Genomic DNA, 13,280 nt, shown 5'->3' on the forward strand with positions numbered 1-13,280 from the left:
TAGGCAAGAAAGAAAATGATTAGTATAATAGATAAGAACTAAAAGCGAGGAGCGATTAGAAGTTGAATAATTTTATGGAAGAACTAAAAGAGGCACTTTATGAATTAAGACAAAGAAAACTGTTAATGATTACCGCTATTGTAGCATTAGTATTAATAATTGGCTCAATCATTTTTATTCCAACGATGCAAAAAAATATTCGAGCTGCTCAAGTTGAATCGTTAGTCGCAGGACCCATCAAATCAGAGAAAGTCAGTGTCTTAGATTACAAAACAGCAGACAAGAAAATCCAAGAAACAGGAGCCATGTCAGTCATGTTTGCTAAACCATCTGGCAAGCAATACGATCAAATGGTGAAGCTGTTTAATTCAGATAAAATGAATGAATTTCATCGTTCGCTGTATATCTATCCGTTAATTTATAATGCTGGCAAAGCACAAGAGCAATACAATGTTAGCGGCGATGAGATCACGCTTGTTTTCTTTGAAAATGGCAAAGAAAAGACACGGACGGTTGTCGAAAAATCTATGGATTTAAAAACACAATTAATACCAGAATTAAATCGATTACCGATGGCTGGCGTTTTGAAAGACCAACAAAAGGCAGCCCAAGAAGCTGAAAAAGAAGCAGCAAAGACCGCGGAAACACAGACGACGACCAGCACGACTGGCGTTGCTCAATCTACTGAAACGACGATAGAAAGCACTGATACAGTACCAGAAACTGGTGAATAATAGCTAGCTATGTTAAACTTAGATTGTAGAAAGTTTTAAGGAACTAGAAAGAGGGGATTTTCGATGGCATTAGTAATTTCAATGACGATTTTAGTAAGTTTATGGCTGATTCAATCGCAAAAACAAGCAGTTAAAGTTCCCGTGAAAATTGAAAGAAACCGAAACAATTAAGTGGTAAATATGCTGAAATAAAGAAAAACGAGCCTCTCATAAGAGTGGCTCGTTTTTTAGAAGTAAAAGAAATGCAAGAAAATAAAAACTTTTTCTTGACGAACAAAATCAATATAGTGTAGACTACCTTTAACAACATAACTAGGAGGGAAAATACATGACACAATTATCTAACGTAAAAGAAATGCACCAATCATGGCAAAACTGGCGTAGATAGTTGTATGTATGATTCTTTCATAGATACAACTTTAGAAGACTTATTCTAAAAAGTGTATCTATGCTGGTTATATTCAAGAAGAAAAAACGACCACATAGAGGACCCATCTATGTGGTTTTTGTTTTGCATAAAAACAACGACCACTCCTAAACACTTAGGATAAGTCGTTGTTTTTTTGCTACGAATCACTACGATTGGCATGAAGTGACAGAGTAGATGATGAGTAGCACAAGGTGAACGAAGAGAACGTTGTCCCATTCGTAGAAAAGTGCTCCTGCGATTCTCACCAAAGTTGCGATCCTCGTCGCAGTTAAATCCTGACAAGCACTACGATTGGCACGAAGTGACAGAGTAGATGCAGGCTGCGTATACTCGCCGCAGTTTGGCCTTTAAGAGTGATGAGTAGTACAAGGTGAGCGAAGAGAACGTTGTCCCAATCGTAGAAAAAGTGCTCCTGCGATCCTCGTCGCAGTTAAATCCTGACAAGCACTACGATTGGCACGAAGTGACAGAGTAGATGCAGGCTGCGTATACTCGCCGCAGTTTGGCCTTTAAGAATGATGAGTAGCACAAGGTGAACGAAGAGAACGTTGTCACATTCGTAAAAAAAGTGCTCCTGAGATTCTCACCAAAATTGCGATCCTCGTCGCAGCTAAATCCTGACATTTGTAAAAAAGTGTTCCTAGGATTTTGACTAAGCAGAGGATTACGAATCTCAGTTTCACTTTCAACGGAAGAAACGCCCTATAGATAATGGTTTTATTATTAAAAAGAAAAAGTTGCCAAACAAAAGGGCAGTTAGGAGAATGCAAAATGAAAAATAAACGTTTAACGTTTGTCGTGTCTTTATTAGCTATTTATTTAATTGGTGCTTTTTTTGTGAATCAAAAAGTGACGAATTCAAAGAAAGAAACCGTTACTGTAGGGGTTTTGCAGTTTGTCAGTCACCCCGCATTGGACGAAATTTATAAAGGTGTCGAAGAAGGGTTAAAGGAAAATGGCTATGACAAAGGCAAAAACTTAGAAATTATTTTTCAAAATGGTCAAGCCGACCAGAGTAAGTTAGCAATCATGAGTCAACAATTAGTACAAAAAAAGGCAGACGTTTTAATTGGTATCGCCACGCCAGCTGCGCAAGCGTTAGCCAACACTACCCAAGAAATCCCAATCATTTTAGGCGCCATTACGGACCCTGTTAGTGCAGGATTGGTGAAAGACAATCAAAAGCCAGGCGGTAATATCACGGGTGTTAGTGATCAATCTCCTTTGTCAGCCCAGATGGATTTACTAAAAGAATTGATACCAGCTGCCAAAAAAATAGGTATTCTCTATGCTTCCTCAGAAGAAAACTCTCGATACCAAGTAGCTGAAGCGCAGAAAGCAGCTGAAGCCAAAGGATTGACAGTGAAAACATATGCTGTGCCATCAAGTAATGAAATTGCACAAACGGTTCAAGTAATGACTAAGGAAACAGATGTGATTTATATACCAACTGATAATACGATTGCTAATGCCATGCAAACGGTAGTCGGAGAAGCAAATCGAACCAAGACGCCGATTATTCCTTCGGTGGATACAATGGTAGAACAAGGCGGTTTAGCAACTGTAGGGATTAATCAACATGCATTGGGGGTACAAGCCGGCAAAATGGCAGCAGAGGTTCTGTCTGGAAAAAGTCAACCAGCAACTACACCCATTTATACCTTTAATACAGGCGACACAATTATCAATGAAAAACAAGCTCAAAAGTTAGGAATTACGATTCCCGCAGAGTTAGCAAAAAAATCGAAATTGATTAACTAATTATCAAAGAAAGTAGGAGAAGCGATGATTGTTTCAGCAATTGGACAAGGAATGTTATGGGCCTTGTTAGGACTAGGTATCTTTATGACTTATCGAATTTTAAATTTTCCAGATATGACCACAGAAGGTTCATTTCCGTTAGGAGGGGCGGTTTGTGTAACTGCCATTACAACAGGGGTTTCACCATTTGTAGCGACTCTTTTAGGGGTCGGAGCAGGAATGCTTGCCGGTTTAGTGACTGGTTTACTATTTACAAAAGGAAAAATTCCAATTATTTTAGCAGGAATTTTAGTGATGTCTGGTTTAAATTCCGTGATTTTATTTGTGATGAAGTCGCCAAATAAGTCTTTATTAAACCAACCGAAGATTCAAGATGTTTTTCAAAAAATGGCCTTACCCGATTATTATGATACTATTTTTTTAGGGATTAGTGTTTTGGCTGTGGTAATGATTTTACTGTTATTTTTCTTTAACACTAGTTTAGGACAAGCCTATATTGCGACAGGTGACAATGAAGAAATGGCTCGCTCGATTGGCATTCAAACGGATCGCATGAAAATTTTAGGATTGGTTTTATCGAATGGCTTGATTGGCTTATCTGGCGCTTTGATTGCCCAAAATGATGGATATGCGGATGTAAGTAAAGGAACCGGTGTCATTGTGATTGGCTTGGCTTCACTCATTATTGGTGAAGTACTGTTTGGAGAATTAACGTTTGGTGAACGGTTGATGGCGATTGTTGTAGGGAGTATTATTTATCAACTATTGATTTTATTAGTGATTAAATTAGGCTTTGATACGACGTATTTGAAAATCTTCTCAGCAGTGATTTTAGCAATCTGTTTAATGATCCCACAATTGAAAAAAGCATTACGACTACACGGCTTTTCTGATAAGGGGGAAACGAAATGAAACCAGTTGTTGAATTAAAAAATGCGACAAAAATCATTGATAATGGGATGAATGAAAAAAAAGTGATTTTGGATCATGTGAACTTAGCCATTTATACTGGGGACTTCATTACTGTTTTAGGTGGAAATGGCGCAGGCAAGAGTACGCTGTTCAATAGTTTAGCAGGAACTTTGACACTAACAGAAGGACAATTTTTAATTGAAGGAGTCAATCGCACCAATCTTTCTGAAGTCAAACGGGCCAAATCTCTAGCGCGTGTTTTTCAAGATCCTAAAATGGGGACAGCACCAAGAATGACTGTGGCAGAAAATTTATTGCTTGCCATGAAACGCGGACAAAAACGTCCCTTAACATTACGGAAGATAAATGAGCAACGCGCCTTGTTTACAAAAATCTGTCAAGAAGTTGGCAATGGCTTGGAAAATCATCTGGATACACCGACAGGTAACCTTTCTGGCGGTCAACGCCAAGCCTTAAGTTTATTAATGGCCACTATCACAAAACCAGAATTATTACTTTTAGATGAACATACTGCTGCCTTAGATCCCAAAACATCCAAGCAGTTGATGCACTTAACGGAACAACGGATTGAAGAAGGGAACTTAACTTGTTTGATGATTACCCATCGAATGGAAGATGCTTTACGATATGGCAATCGTTTAATTGTTTTACAAAAAGGTAAAATTGTTCAAGATTTAAACGCTGCTGAAAAAGCACAATTAACGCTACAAGATTTGTTGCTGTTCTTTGAAGAAGTAGAGTAAAAAAACAAGCTCAGAAAATGAGCTTGTTTTTTTATTTTTTGACCAATCGGAAGAGTCGCTTGGGGAAAAAACGTTTGACAATTCGTTCCAGTAACGATGTCACCATAAAGCCCGCTGCGATGGCTGCAGCAGTAAAGACAACTTTTAAAATCAACTGCAAACCGTCATCAATATTTCCTAACAAAATGCTCCGAACTGCTTGATAGGCAGGGCCTCCTGGCACTAAAGGAACCAAACTTGGAATATAAAAAATAATCATCGGCATTTTTTTGTAACGGGAAAAAAAGATACTAGCGATCCCTAACCCGACCGTTCCTAAAAAGTTTGCAAAGGTTTGACTAGCATCAAAAGTTTGCGTTAAGAGATAATAAATCATCCAGCCTGTCATGCCAGTAATTCCACAAGCCACCAGTGCTTTACGAGGAATGTTCGTAATAATACCAAACGTCACAGTTGCTAAAAAACTAAAGAGAAGATGAAAAATTAGTTCCATTTGAACACTCCTTACATAAATAATTTAAAAATCAAGGCAATTCCCAGGCCAACAGACCCAGCAATAAAAATAGCTTCTGTCCCTCGCGCCGTCCCGCTGATGAGGTGGCCGGCTAAAATGTCGCGAAAAGAGTTCGTAATCGCCACACCTGGAACTAACGGCATCACCGCACCAATAATAATATTATCGATGTTGACTGCTAAGCGAAAATGCACAGCCAAATAGGCCAACAAACCAATGACAAAAGCGGCTGCGAATGAATCGAGGTAAGGAACTTGGAATAACTTTTGGGTAAAAAGATAACTGGCATAGCCAATCCCGCCAACAAAAAAAGTTGCAATAAAATCTTGCCAAGTGCCACCAAAAATGTACATTAACGTACAACTAACAATTCCGGCTGCTAACAAGCGTAACGAAATTGAAAAAGTGGGGGTATCTGTTTCTAATAGAGTTAAGCGCTGATAAAGCTCTGGTAGAGTAATCTCTTTTTGCGCAAATTCTCTTGATAATTGATTGACAAGGCTAACTTTTTCCAAATTAATCGAGCGCTGGGGGATGTTTTCTAATTGCGTATAATTACTGGAACGAAAACCCACGAAAATCCCTGTAGCCGTCGTGTAACAAACGCTCTCTGGCTCGCCAGCATTTGCTGCAATCCGAGTAATTGTATCTTCGGTTCTATATACTTCAGATCCGCTTTCCAGCATAATTTTTCCAGCTAAAATGCATGTATCAATAATTAATTGTTTTCTTTTTTCGCTATTAACCAAAGGAATGGCTCCTTTCATTTCGAGTTCACTTTTAGTGTATCATTTTTTTTAAGAACTGTACGCAATTTAAAACAGAGATAGAAAAAAAGTGTGATTTTTTACAAAAATGAAACGAATCTTAAGAATAAATGAAAACAAATAAGGAATTAGTAAAAATTATGGGTTAGTTGTAAGAATCTAGGATCTTTCCTTGCATTTTAGTAGGAAACATCCTATCCTAAACATAGAAAAACAAAGGGGTCAATAAAAATGGACAACCAATGGTTACTCTACGGAATTAGCAGTGTCGTATTAATTATTTTAATCAGAAGAACAATCCTATCAGGAAACATCGTATTAAGTTGTTTGTTGGGAGCGATTTTGCTGATTCAAGTAGTGGGAGTAGCTCTCTGTGCTCAGCAGAAAAAGAAAAATGAACATACAAAAGAACTACCTTCTTCTAAAGTACATCAATAGAAGAAGGTAGTTTTCTCTTATAGTAAATCAAATTTTTTCAAGCCATTAACAATGCCATTCTCAGTATTTTTAGTTGAAATAAAGGTGGCTTTTTCTTTTAGTTCTTCTCGCGCATTACCCATGGCAATTCCATAATCACAGGCCTCAAACAGCGCCAAATCATTGATGCCATCACCAAAGGCATAAGTGGGAATGCCGTTTAATCCCAAGGTGTTAAAAAGATTTTTGACACCAGAGCCTTTAGAGACCCCTTTACGAACAATATCAATTGAAAAAGGACCATTGCGATAAAAGGTCAATTCAGGAAACCGCTCATAGTAATATTCATCATCATCGCCATGTTGACTTAAGACCAACATCATGTTGACGGCATCATTCTCATAACCTGTGGGATCAATTTCTGGAACAGCTGAATGAATATAATCATAGGCTTGTTTCACTGTGCCAGTATGCCCTGTACAAAAAATACGTCGCTCATTGTAAAAAGCCAATTCATGACCACGATGTTTGACATGTTCATGCAGTGAAACACATTCCTCTGTTGTAAATTCATCTGAATAAATCGTTTTTCCTTCATAATGAATAAATTGCCCGTTCATTACAATCGCAGAATCAATGCCACTGGCTTTCATAATTGGCTGAATCTCACACAAGGTCCGTCCTGTCGCAATTAAAGGTAAAATTTGATTGTCTTTCAAGGCCGCCACTGCTGCGGTAATCTCAGGAGTAATTTGCGATGTTCCATCTAACAAAGTTCCATCTAAATCAAAAAAAGTAATAGCTTTCATTTTATCCATACCCTAACATCCTCTCTACGCTTGTTATTTTAACAAACTTTTCTGAAAAGACAATGGGTTCCCATCGTTTTCTTTAAAAGAGCAGGAAAAAAAGTGATTTTTGATGGTTCTGTAAAGGATTTTTGAAGAAATATAGAATCGGTTGGTACAAATTCAATTTTAGAGTATACTACAATAGAGCAGTTTTATGAAAAGTGAATAAGGAGTGAATGAAATGAATATATTAATGATTGAAGACAATGAATCCGTCTCAGAAATGATGCAAATGTTTTTCTTAAATGAAGGGTGGGAAGCTACCTTTAAAGATGATGGCAAAGAAGGATTGGCGACTTTTCTTGCTTCGCCAGAAAAATGGGACATGATTACGTTAGACTTAAACTTACCTAGTATGGATGGGATGGCTGTTTGTCGTGAAATTCGCAAAGTTTCAGCGAATGTTCCCATTATTATGTTGACCGCTCGTGATTCTGAAAGTGACCAAGTAATTGGCCTTGAAATGGGTGCGGATGATTATGTGACAAAACCATTTAGTCCATTAACTTTGATTGCACGGATGAAAGCTCTACATCGTCGTGCCGAGGTGGCAGAGGCTGCACATGATACGTCCGAGAATACAGATGAAACGTTTGATGTGATTACGGATCATTTTAAAATGAATACGAAAACACGAGAAACATATTTAGATAATCAATTAATTGAAGGCTTAACACCTAAAGAATTTGATTTGCTATACACTTTAGCAAAAAAACCACGCCAAGTCTTTTCACGCGAACAACTACTAGAATTGGTTTGGGACTATCAATACTTTGGCGATGAACGGACAGTTGATGCCCATATCAAAAAATTACGACAAAAAATTGAAAAAGTGGGTCCTCAAGTCATCCAAACGGTTTGGGGCGTAGGGTATAAATTCGACGATTCAGGTGTTGCTTAATGAAGTATTTGTATCAACAATTACTTGCTTTTATAGGTGTGATTGCTCTGATTATTCTCATTGTCGGAACGTCTTTCACACAATTGACCAAGCGCACAATGCAAGCTAACAACTATGATCAATTATCTGGTTATGCAGAATCAGTGATAGAAACAAGGGGATTTTTCACCAATATAGCCGGAGTATCAGAACGAAATGCTTTTGCTTATTCATTACAATTAACTGAGCAAGTACTACAAAAACAAGATGTACAATTTGTATTTATTAAAAAGAATCGAGAAGTTCTATACCCAACAATTGATAGTAAGAAAAAGTTAGATTTTTCCTTAATCGATAAATATTGGGATCAAATTATGAAAGGTAACTATGTTTATGCAACAGAAAATATTGATATCTATGGAGAAAAGAATACTTCAGCTTACGTGATGTTGCCTGTTCTCGATGAGACTACTAAAACTCTGTTTGGTGCAATGGTTATTACACAACCTGCCAAAAACGTTGACCGAAGTGTCCAGTCCGTGACACAAAACTTGATTAAAGGCTTTATTTTTTCTGGTGTGATTGCCTTGTTACTAAGTTATCTATTTGCGACTTTCCAAGTGAAACGAATTAATCGGATGCGTAAAGCCACCAAAGAAATTACTAGTGGAAATTTTGATATTCAATTACCGGTTCATGACAAAGATGAATTTGATGACCTAGCAGAAGATTTTAATAAAATGGCCGCGTCTTTAAAAGAATCACAAGAAGAAATCAATCGGCAAGAAGAGCGCCGTCGTCAATTTATGGCGGATGCCTCTCATGAAATGCGGACGCCTTTAACAACTATTAATGGCTTGTTAGAGGGATTGCAGTATAATGCTATTCCTGAAAATCAAAAAGAGAATGCGATTAAACTGATGCAAAATGAGACCGCTCGCTTGATTCGCTTAGTCAATGAAAATCTTGATTATGAAAAAATTCGGACCAACCAGATTCAAATTGTCGTGAAGAAGTTCAACGGAACAGAAGCTTTAGAAAATATTGTGACTCAACTAACGGCCAAAGCTGAAGCCGCCGGTAATCAATTGTATTTAGATACCACCGAACCAATTGATGTGTATGCCGATTATGATCGTTTCGTTCAAGTAGTTGTCAATATTGTTCAAAATGCTATCCAATTTACTGAAAATGGCGAAATTCATATTGCTTTAGAAAAAGGCTATTTAGAAACTATTGTCCGTATTTCTGATACAGGAATCGGCATGACGGAAGAACAAATTTTGAATATCTGGGATCGTTATTACAAAGTAGATCCATCCCGTAAAAATACTAAATATGGAGAATCAGGATTAGGCTTACCAATCGTTCAACAATTGGTCCGCTTGCATAAAGGGAAAATCAATGTTGAGAGTGAACCTGGTAAAGGCACCACGTTTATTATTTCATTTCCTGATGTTGAAATTACTGAAAACTAAAGAAAACGTCTGGTCACAATCAGTGCCAGACGTTTTCTTTAATTTAATAACGCATGTAGAGACAGGGGGTGCACATAGGGACTATCAATAATTTGTGGATCTTTTGTCAGAAATAGCAAGCGCTTGTTTCTTTTTTGAACTGCTATTTTTAATTGAGGTAAAATTTCTTGACGTTGTCCAATCGTTAATGAAGAAAAGATATCATCAATCACTAACGTACTTGTTTTTGAAAACAAAAGTTGTATTATGCGCATTTTAATTTTTTCAAAAGTCGTAAAAGAAGTAAAGGAACGACCAAGTAAGGCAGGTTCTAATTGGAACACCTGGAAAGCTTCGGCTAGAACTACTTTTCGATCCCGTTCTTTGATTGTACTAGCGATAAATAAATTTTCTTCTAATGGCAAGTAGGGCAGAAAGGTTTCACTAGAAGAAAGCCTAGTAATGGTTAGTTGATTTGTTTGGAAAAAATCGGCCAATGCGAGTTCTTGTTCTGGAGCAGAATAAATGATTCCATAAACTTCTCGCAAAGCTAACGCGTCGAATGAGGATTTTTTTTCGGTTATTTTTTTGAATGATGGTGTGACATTCATAGAAAATCCCTCCCTTATTTCTTATGTGTACGTAAATAAAGCAACGTGAAAGGAGTCCCGCAAACAAGAGGAATGCCAAGCAAGGTTAAGCAGTTAACAAAGCAGTTACGGATTGTATAAAGTGACTGCATACTTTTAAAATCAAAAGAAAACGCTTGGATCGTTTGAATCCCTAAATGCTGGATATTTGTAATCGTGACATCCTGGTCGGTACTTTTAGCTAAAAATGCTGGAGTTTCCAAATGAGACCACTGTAAAATAGCATCACGAGCAGCCCAAAGAACAGTATTATACGTTTCTTGAAACATTAAAGTGAAAAGTAAAAAACTGAAAATTCCTAATAGAGCCGGTAAACATAACTCTAGTAAGAGCTGTTTGGTGACATACATATTTGAAAAGTGCATGTGATACCATGTATGTATTTCTTCCTTTTTTATGCGTAATGTCACATACATCAACAGAAGAAAAGTAACACCAAAGAAAATGACACTACCTAGATAGAGGTGCCAATAGTATTGGATCAGTTGGTAATGGTAACTAGTTTGTTTTTCAATATCGACAAAGTCTGGCATCGTTCGTAAAAACTCTTTTTCAAAATCAATTAAGTTAAACAGCCCAGTCAATAAGAAAGAGAACAGGAAGAAGAAGAGTGCAGTGATTAACGTGATTTTTTTATGATAAAAACTACTAGCTGTAGCGTAACGGACACTTCTCATCAACTTTCACCTCTCTAAACTATCTTTAGTATAGTGAAATAATATGAATTAATTATGAAAAAGTAGCAAAAAAGCTTGAGCAAATTGCTCAAGCTTTTTGAAGATTTATTTACCAGTTTTTTGATAGCCTTGATAACTGTCAGTGTGATATTCATCAACGGTTGATTTATTATTGTTTTTACTGTAAACACTCGTTGATTTTTCACCTTTTTCTTTTTCAATTGCTTCCAGTTGTTGCAATTGGTTCTTGTAATCATAGTCTTCTGGGTTAACTGGTTTTAAGCCGCTATTGGTATAGAAACGAAGCAAGTCACCGTTAGTAATTTGGTCAGACGTTTCTAATTGTTTCGTCGCTTTGGCTTTTAAATCAGCGACTTCTTTCTTAACTTCTTCGGTTGGCTCTGTAATTAAAGTGCCTGTTTTAGTATCGTAAATGCTAGAACCTAAAATAGTATATTTAGGTGTTACAACATTGCCGTTGCGGAAAGCAACGATTTGATTGTGTTGTTTAGAGAATAAATCTTGGCCTAACTGAATGTAGTTTTTCGTATCGACACCAAGCAAGTGTAGAAGGGTTGGTAAGGCATCAACTTGGCCGCCATACGTATGGTTCACACCGCCATTTTCTTGACCAGGAACGTGAATCATATAAGGAACACGTTGCATATTGGCGTTGTCAAAATCGTTCCAATCTGCTTTGGTTTTACCTACTAACTCTGCTAAGTTTTGGTTTCTTGAATTAGAAACCCCATAGTGATCGCCATAAAGAACAATGACTGAGTTTTCATAGAGACCTGAAGATTTCAAGTAGTTAAAGAATTCTTCGACCGCTTTATCTAAATAATTCGCTGTTGCAAAGTAACCATTAATTGTTTCGTCAGAGGTTTTTGCAATTGGGAATCCTGCTTCATCGTTTGTAAATTGAGAATAAGGATAATGATTGGACACAGCAATAAATTTAGAATAGAACGGTTGTTGTAAATGTTCTAAATATTGAACGGATTGATTAAAGAATGGTTTATCGTGTAACCCATATTGGAATGAGTTATCTGAATTAACATCATAATAACTAGCATCAAAGAAATAGTCATAGCCTAAACGTTTATAGGTTTCATTTCGATTCCAGAAGTTACCGGCATTTCCGTGGAAAGCAGCGCTAGTGTAACCTTGCGTTTGTTTTAAAATATCGGGTGCTGCTTCAAACGTATTTTTCCCACCAACTTGTGTAAAGAGTGAACCTTGGTCTAAACCAAATAGTGAATTTTCAAGTAACGTTTCGGCATCACTTGTTTTTCCTTGACCAACTTGGTGGAAGAAGTTATCAAAGCTAAAGGTACTTTTACTATTGTAAAGACTATTGATAAATGGTGTGACTTCGTGTTCTACGCCATTTTCATCTTTTAATTTGTAATTAACTAAAAATTGTTGGAAACTTTCTAAATGGATATAAATTACATTTTTGCCTTTTGCAATACCAAACTTACTATCATCGGGTGCCGCATATTGTTGTTTCACGTAATCTTCAACTTGTTTCATATCGTTAGCACTAGCTTCGGCACGGACTTGGTTTGTTTGGTAAGTTGTAATGCCATCGTACACGGTAAAGGCATTTAAGCCTAAGAATTTCACGATATAGTCACGAGAGAATTGACGTCCTAATAATTGGGGACGTTCTGTTTCAGCCATAAATAGATTGAATAAGAAAAAGACAACAGAAAGGAGTGTGACAGAGACTGCTACACGTGCGCGGACTGGACGCGCATCTGTTTTAATTTTTTTCGTTAATAATAATACGCCAATAATAATGAAGTCTAAGAAATAAATGACGTCATAAGGTCTAAAGAGACGTAAGGCACTTTCGCCAAGACCGCTAGCTACTTTGCCAGCACCAAGCATCGTATTAACTGTGATGAAGTCAGTAAATTCTCGATAATACACGACATTTGAGAAGAGCAGTAAACTCATCAAGAAGTAAATAATCATCATTGTAATATAAGAAGCTTTTTTACGGCGAACATACAAAGCGATGGCTAATAAAAAGACCGTTGTGGCAATTGGATTAATTAAGAGTATGAAATACTCGTTAATATTTTCCAAACGTAAATGGAAATCAACGGCGTACGCAAAGAGGTTTTTTAGCCACAGTAAGATGGCGATTAGCGAGAATAACCCCAGTCGCGTGTTCAAAATATTTGTTTTAAATAATTTTTTCAAAATAAACGTCCTTTCTAAACGATGATTCTATAAAAGTAAAATTAGGTAAATTTCGTATTTTACAATATCGCTTTAATTTTACTCTTTCACAAATTTTATGTCAATTCTTACCGAAGTGAGGAATGGTGATGTTAAAGAAAACTTACTATTTCCTTAAACTTTTTAGTTCGTTAAATGACGTGAAGCTTGAATCCTTTAAAGACAGATGGGCCTTTTTTTGCTATACTAGATAGGACTTTGAAAAGTAGGTGT

At 36.9% G+C, this 13,280-nt stretch carries 13 protein-coding genes; 7 read left to right on the forward strand and 6 right to left on the reverse strand.

Annotated features, from left to right (window positions below; genetic code table 11):
- Positions 1 to 74: 74 nt before the first annotated feature.
- The 4 genes from IGL86_RS04935 (at position 75) to IGL86_RS04950 (ending at position 4,601) form a co-directional block, all read left to right on the forward strand.
- A complete protein-coding gene (locus tag IGL86_RS04935) occupies positions 75 to 734 on the forward strand; it encodes a hypothetical protein (protein ID WP_033625509.1) in 660 nt (219 codons plus the stop codon).
- 1,201 nt (positions 735 to 1,935) lie between these two features.
- Positions 1,936 to 2,925: a tryptophan ABC transporter substrate-binding protein gene (gene trpX, locus IGL86_RS04940; protein WP_002391629.1), complete on the forward strand. Its 990-nt coding sequence runs from the start codon at positions 1,936 to 1,938 to the stop codon at positions 2,923 to 2,925.
- A gap of 24 nt (positions 2,926 to 2,949) precedes the next feature.
- Positions 2,950 to 3,837: an ABC transporter permease gene (locus IGL86_RS04945; RefSeq protein WP_002357879.1), complete on the forward strand. Its 888-nt coding sequence runs from the start codon at positions 2,950 to 2,952 to the stop codon at positions 3,835 to 3,837.
- Positions 3,834 to 4,601 (forward strand): ABC transporter ATP-binding protein, encoded by a 768-nt coding sequence (locus IGL86_RS04950; RefSeq protein ID WP_033625323.1) that lies wholly within the window; start codon positions 3,834 to 3,836, stop codon positions 4,599 to 4,601. Before IGL86_RS04945 ends, IGL86_RS04950 begins: the two co-directional genes overlap by 4 nt.
- A gap of 31 nt (positions 4,602 to 4,632) precedes the next feature.
- Here the strand turns inward: IGL86_RS04950 and IGL86_RS04955 are convergent, their stop codons facing one another.
- Together IGL86_RS04955 and IGL86_RS04960 are read right to left on the reverse strand one after the other, a co-directional pair.
- A complete protein-coding gene (locus IGL86_RS04955) occupies positions 4,633 to 5,094 on the reverse strand; it encodes a threonine/serine exporter family protein (RefSeq protein ID WP_002377734.1) in 462 nt (153 codons plus the stop codon).
- 11 nt (positions 5,095 to 5,105) lie between these two features.
- Complete coding sequence (locus IGL86_RS04960) at positions 5,106 to 5,882, reverse strand: threonine/serine exporter family protein (protein WP_025187328.1); 777 nt, start codon at positions 5,880 to 5,882, stop codon at positions 5,106 to 5,108.
- 231 nt (positions 5,883 to 6,113) lie between these two features.
- Between IGL86_RS04960 and IGL86_RS04965 the strand changes: the two genes are divergently transcribed.
- Positions 6,114 to 6,320 carry a hypothetical protein gene (locus IGL86_RS04965; RefSeq protein WP_002357875.1) on the forward strand — a complete coding sequence of 69 codons (207 nt, stop codon included), beginning with the start codon at positions 6,114 to 6,116 and terminating at the stop codon, positions 6,318 to 6,320.
- A 17-nt stretch (positions 6,321 to 6,337) separates the two neighbouring features.
- Here the strand turns inward: IGL86_RS04965 and IGL86_RS04970 are convergent, their stop codons facing one another.
- Entirely contained in the window at positions 6,338 to 7,117 is a 780-nt protein-coding gene (locus tag IGL86_RS04970; RefSeq protein ID WP_002369540.1) for a Cof-type HAD-IIB family hydrolase, read from the reverse strand.
- 214 nt (positions 7,118 to 7,331) lie between these two features.
- Between IGL86_RS04970 and IGL86_RS04975 the strand changes: the two genes are divergently transcribed.
- Together IGL86_RS04975 and IGL86_RS04980 are read left to right on the forward strand one after the other, a co-directional pair.
- On the forward strand, positions 7,332 to 8,051 hold the full coding sequence (locus IGL86_RS04975; RefSeq protein ID WP_002381953.1) for a response regulator transcription factor: 720 nt from the start codon (positions 7,332 to 7,334) through the stop codon (positions 8,049 to 8,051).
- On the forward strand, positions 8,051 to 9,508 hold the full coding sequence (locus IGL86_RS04980) for a sensor histidine kinase (protein WP_033625324.1): 1,458 nt from the start codon (positions 8,051 to 8,053) through the stop codon (positions 9,506 to 9,508). Before IGL86_RS04975 ends, IGL86_RS04980 begins: the two co-directional genes overlap by 1 nt.
- A 38-nt stretch (positions 9,509 to 9,546) precedes the next feature.
- Here IGL86_RS04980 and IGL86_RS04985 read toward each other — a convergent pair whose 3' ends face one another.
- The 3 genes from IGL86_RS04985 to IGL86_RS04995 all read right to left on the reverse strand — a co-directional run bounded on the left by IGL86_RS04985 (position 9,547) and on the right by IGL86_RS04995 (position 13,028).
- Positions 9,547 to 10,098: a hypothetical protein gene (locus IGL86_RS04985; RefSeq protein WP_033625325.1), complete on the reverse strand. Its 552-nt coding sequence runs from the start codon at positions 10,096 to 10,098 to the stop codon at positions 9,547 to 9,549.
- A gap of 14 nt (positions 10,099 to 10,112) precedes the next feature.
- On the reverse strand, positions 10,113 to 10,814 hold the full coding sequence (locus tag IGL86_RS04990) for a hypothetical protein (RefSeq protein WP_033599766.1): 702 nt from the start codon (positions 10,812 to 10,814) through the stop codon (positions 10,113 to 10,115).
- Between the two features lie 105 nt (positions 10,815 to 10,919).
- Positions 10,920 to 13,028, reverse strand: coding sequence for an LTA synthase family protein (locus IGL86_RS04995; RefSeq protein WP_002357869.1), 2,109 nt, complete (start codon positions 13,026 to 13,028; stop codon positions 10,920 to 10,922).
- Positions 13,029 to 13,280: the final 252 nt, after the last annotated feature.

Source organism: Enterococcus sp. DIV0774 (assembly GCF_050539095.1).
GTDB lineage: Bacteria > Bacillota > Bacilli > Lactobacillales > Enterococcaceae > Enterococcus > Enterococcus faecalis.

Excerpts from the sequence above, each read along its gene's own strand:
- IGL86_RS04935 (WP_033625509.1), top strand. The coding sequence starts at position 75 with ATGGAAGAACTAAAAGAGGCACTTTATGAATTAAGACAAAGAAAACTG.
- trpX (WP_002391629.1), top strand. The coding sequence starts at position 1,936 with ATGAAAAATAAACGTTTAACGTTTGTCGTGTCTTTATTAGCTATTTAT.
- IGL86_RS04945 (WP_002357879.1), top strand. The coding sequence starts at position 2,950 with ATGATTGTTTCAGCAATTGGACAAGGAATGTTATGGGCCTTGTTAGGA.
- IGL86_RS04950 (WP_033625323.1), top strand. The coding sequence starts at position 3,834 with ATGAAACCAGTTGTTGAATTAAAAAATGCGACAAAAATCATTGATAAT.
- IGL86_RS04955 (WP_002377734.1), bottom strand. The coding sequence starts at position 5,094 with ATGGAACTAATTTTTCATCTTCTCTTTAGTTTTTTAGCAACTGTGACG.
- IGL86_RS04960 (WP_025187328.1), bottom strand. The coding sequence starts at position 5,882 with ATGAAAGGAGCCATTCCTTTGGTTAATAGCGAAAAAAGAAAACAATTA.
- IGL86_RS04965 (WP_002357875.1), top strand. The coding sequence starts at position 6,114 with ATGGACAACCAATGGTTACTCTACGGAATTAGCAGTGTCGTATTAATT.
- IGL86_RS04970 (WP_002369540.1), bottom strand. The coding sequence starts at position 7,117 with ATGGATAAAATGAAAGCTATTACTTTTTTTGATTTAGATGGAACTTTG.
- IGL86_RS04975 (WP_002381953.1), top strand. The coding sequence starts at position 7,332 with ATGAATATATTAATGATTGAAGACAATGAATCCGTCTCAGAAATGATG.
- IGL86_RS04980 (WP_033625324.1), top strand. The coding sequence starts at position 8,051 with ATGAAGTATTTGTATCAACAATTACTTGCTTTTATAGGTGTGATTGCT.
- IGL86_RS04985 (WP_033625325.1), bottom strand. The coding sequence starts at position 10,098 with ATGAATGTCACACCATCATTCAAAAAAATAACCGAAAAAAAATCCTCA.
- IGL86_RS04990 (WP_033599766.1), bottom strand. The coding sequence starts at position 10,814 with ATGAGAAGTGTCCGTTACGCTACAGCTAGTAGTTTTTATCATAAAAAA.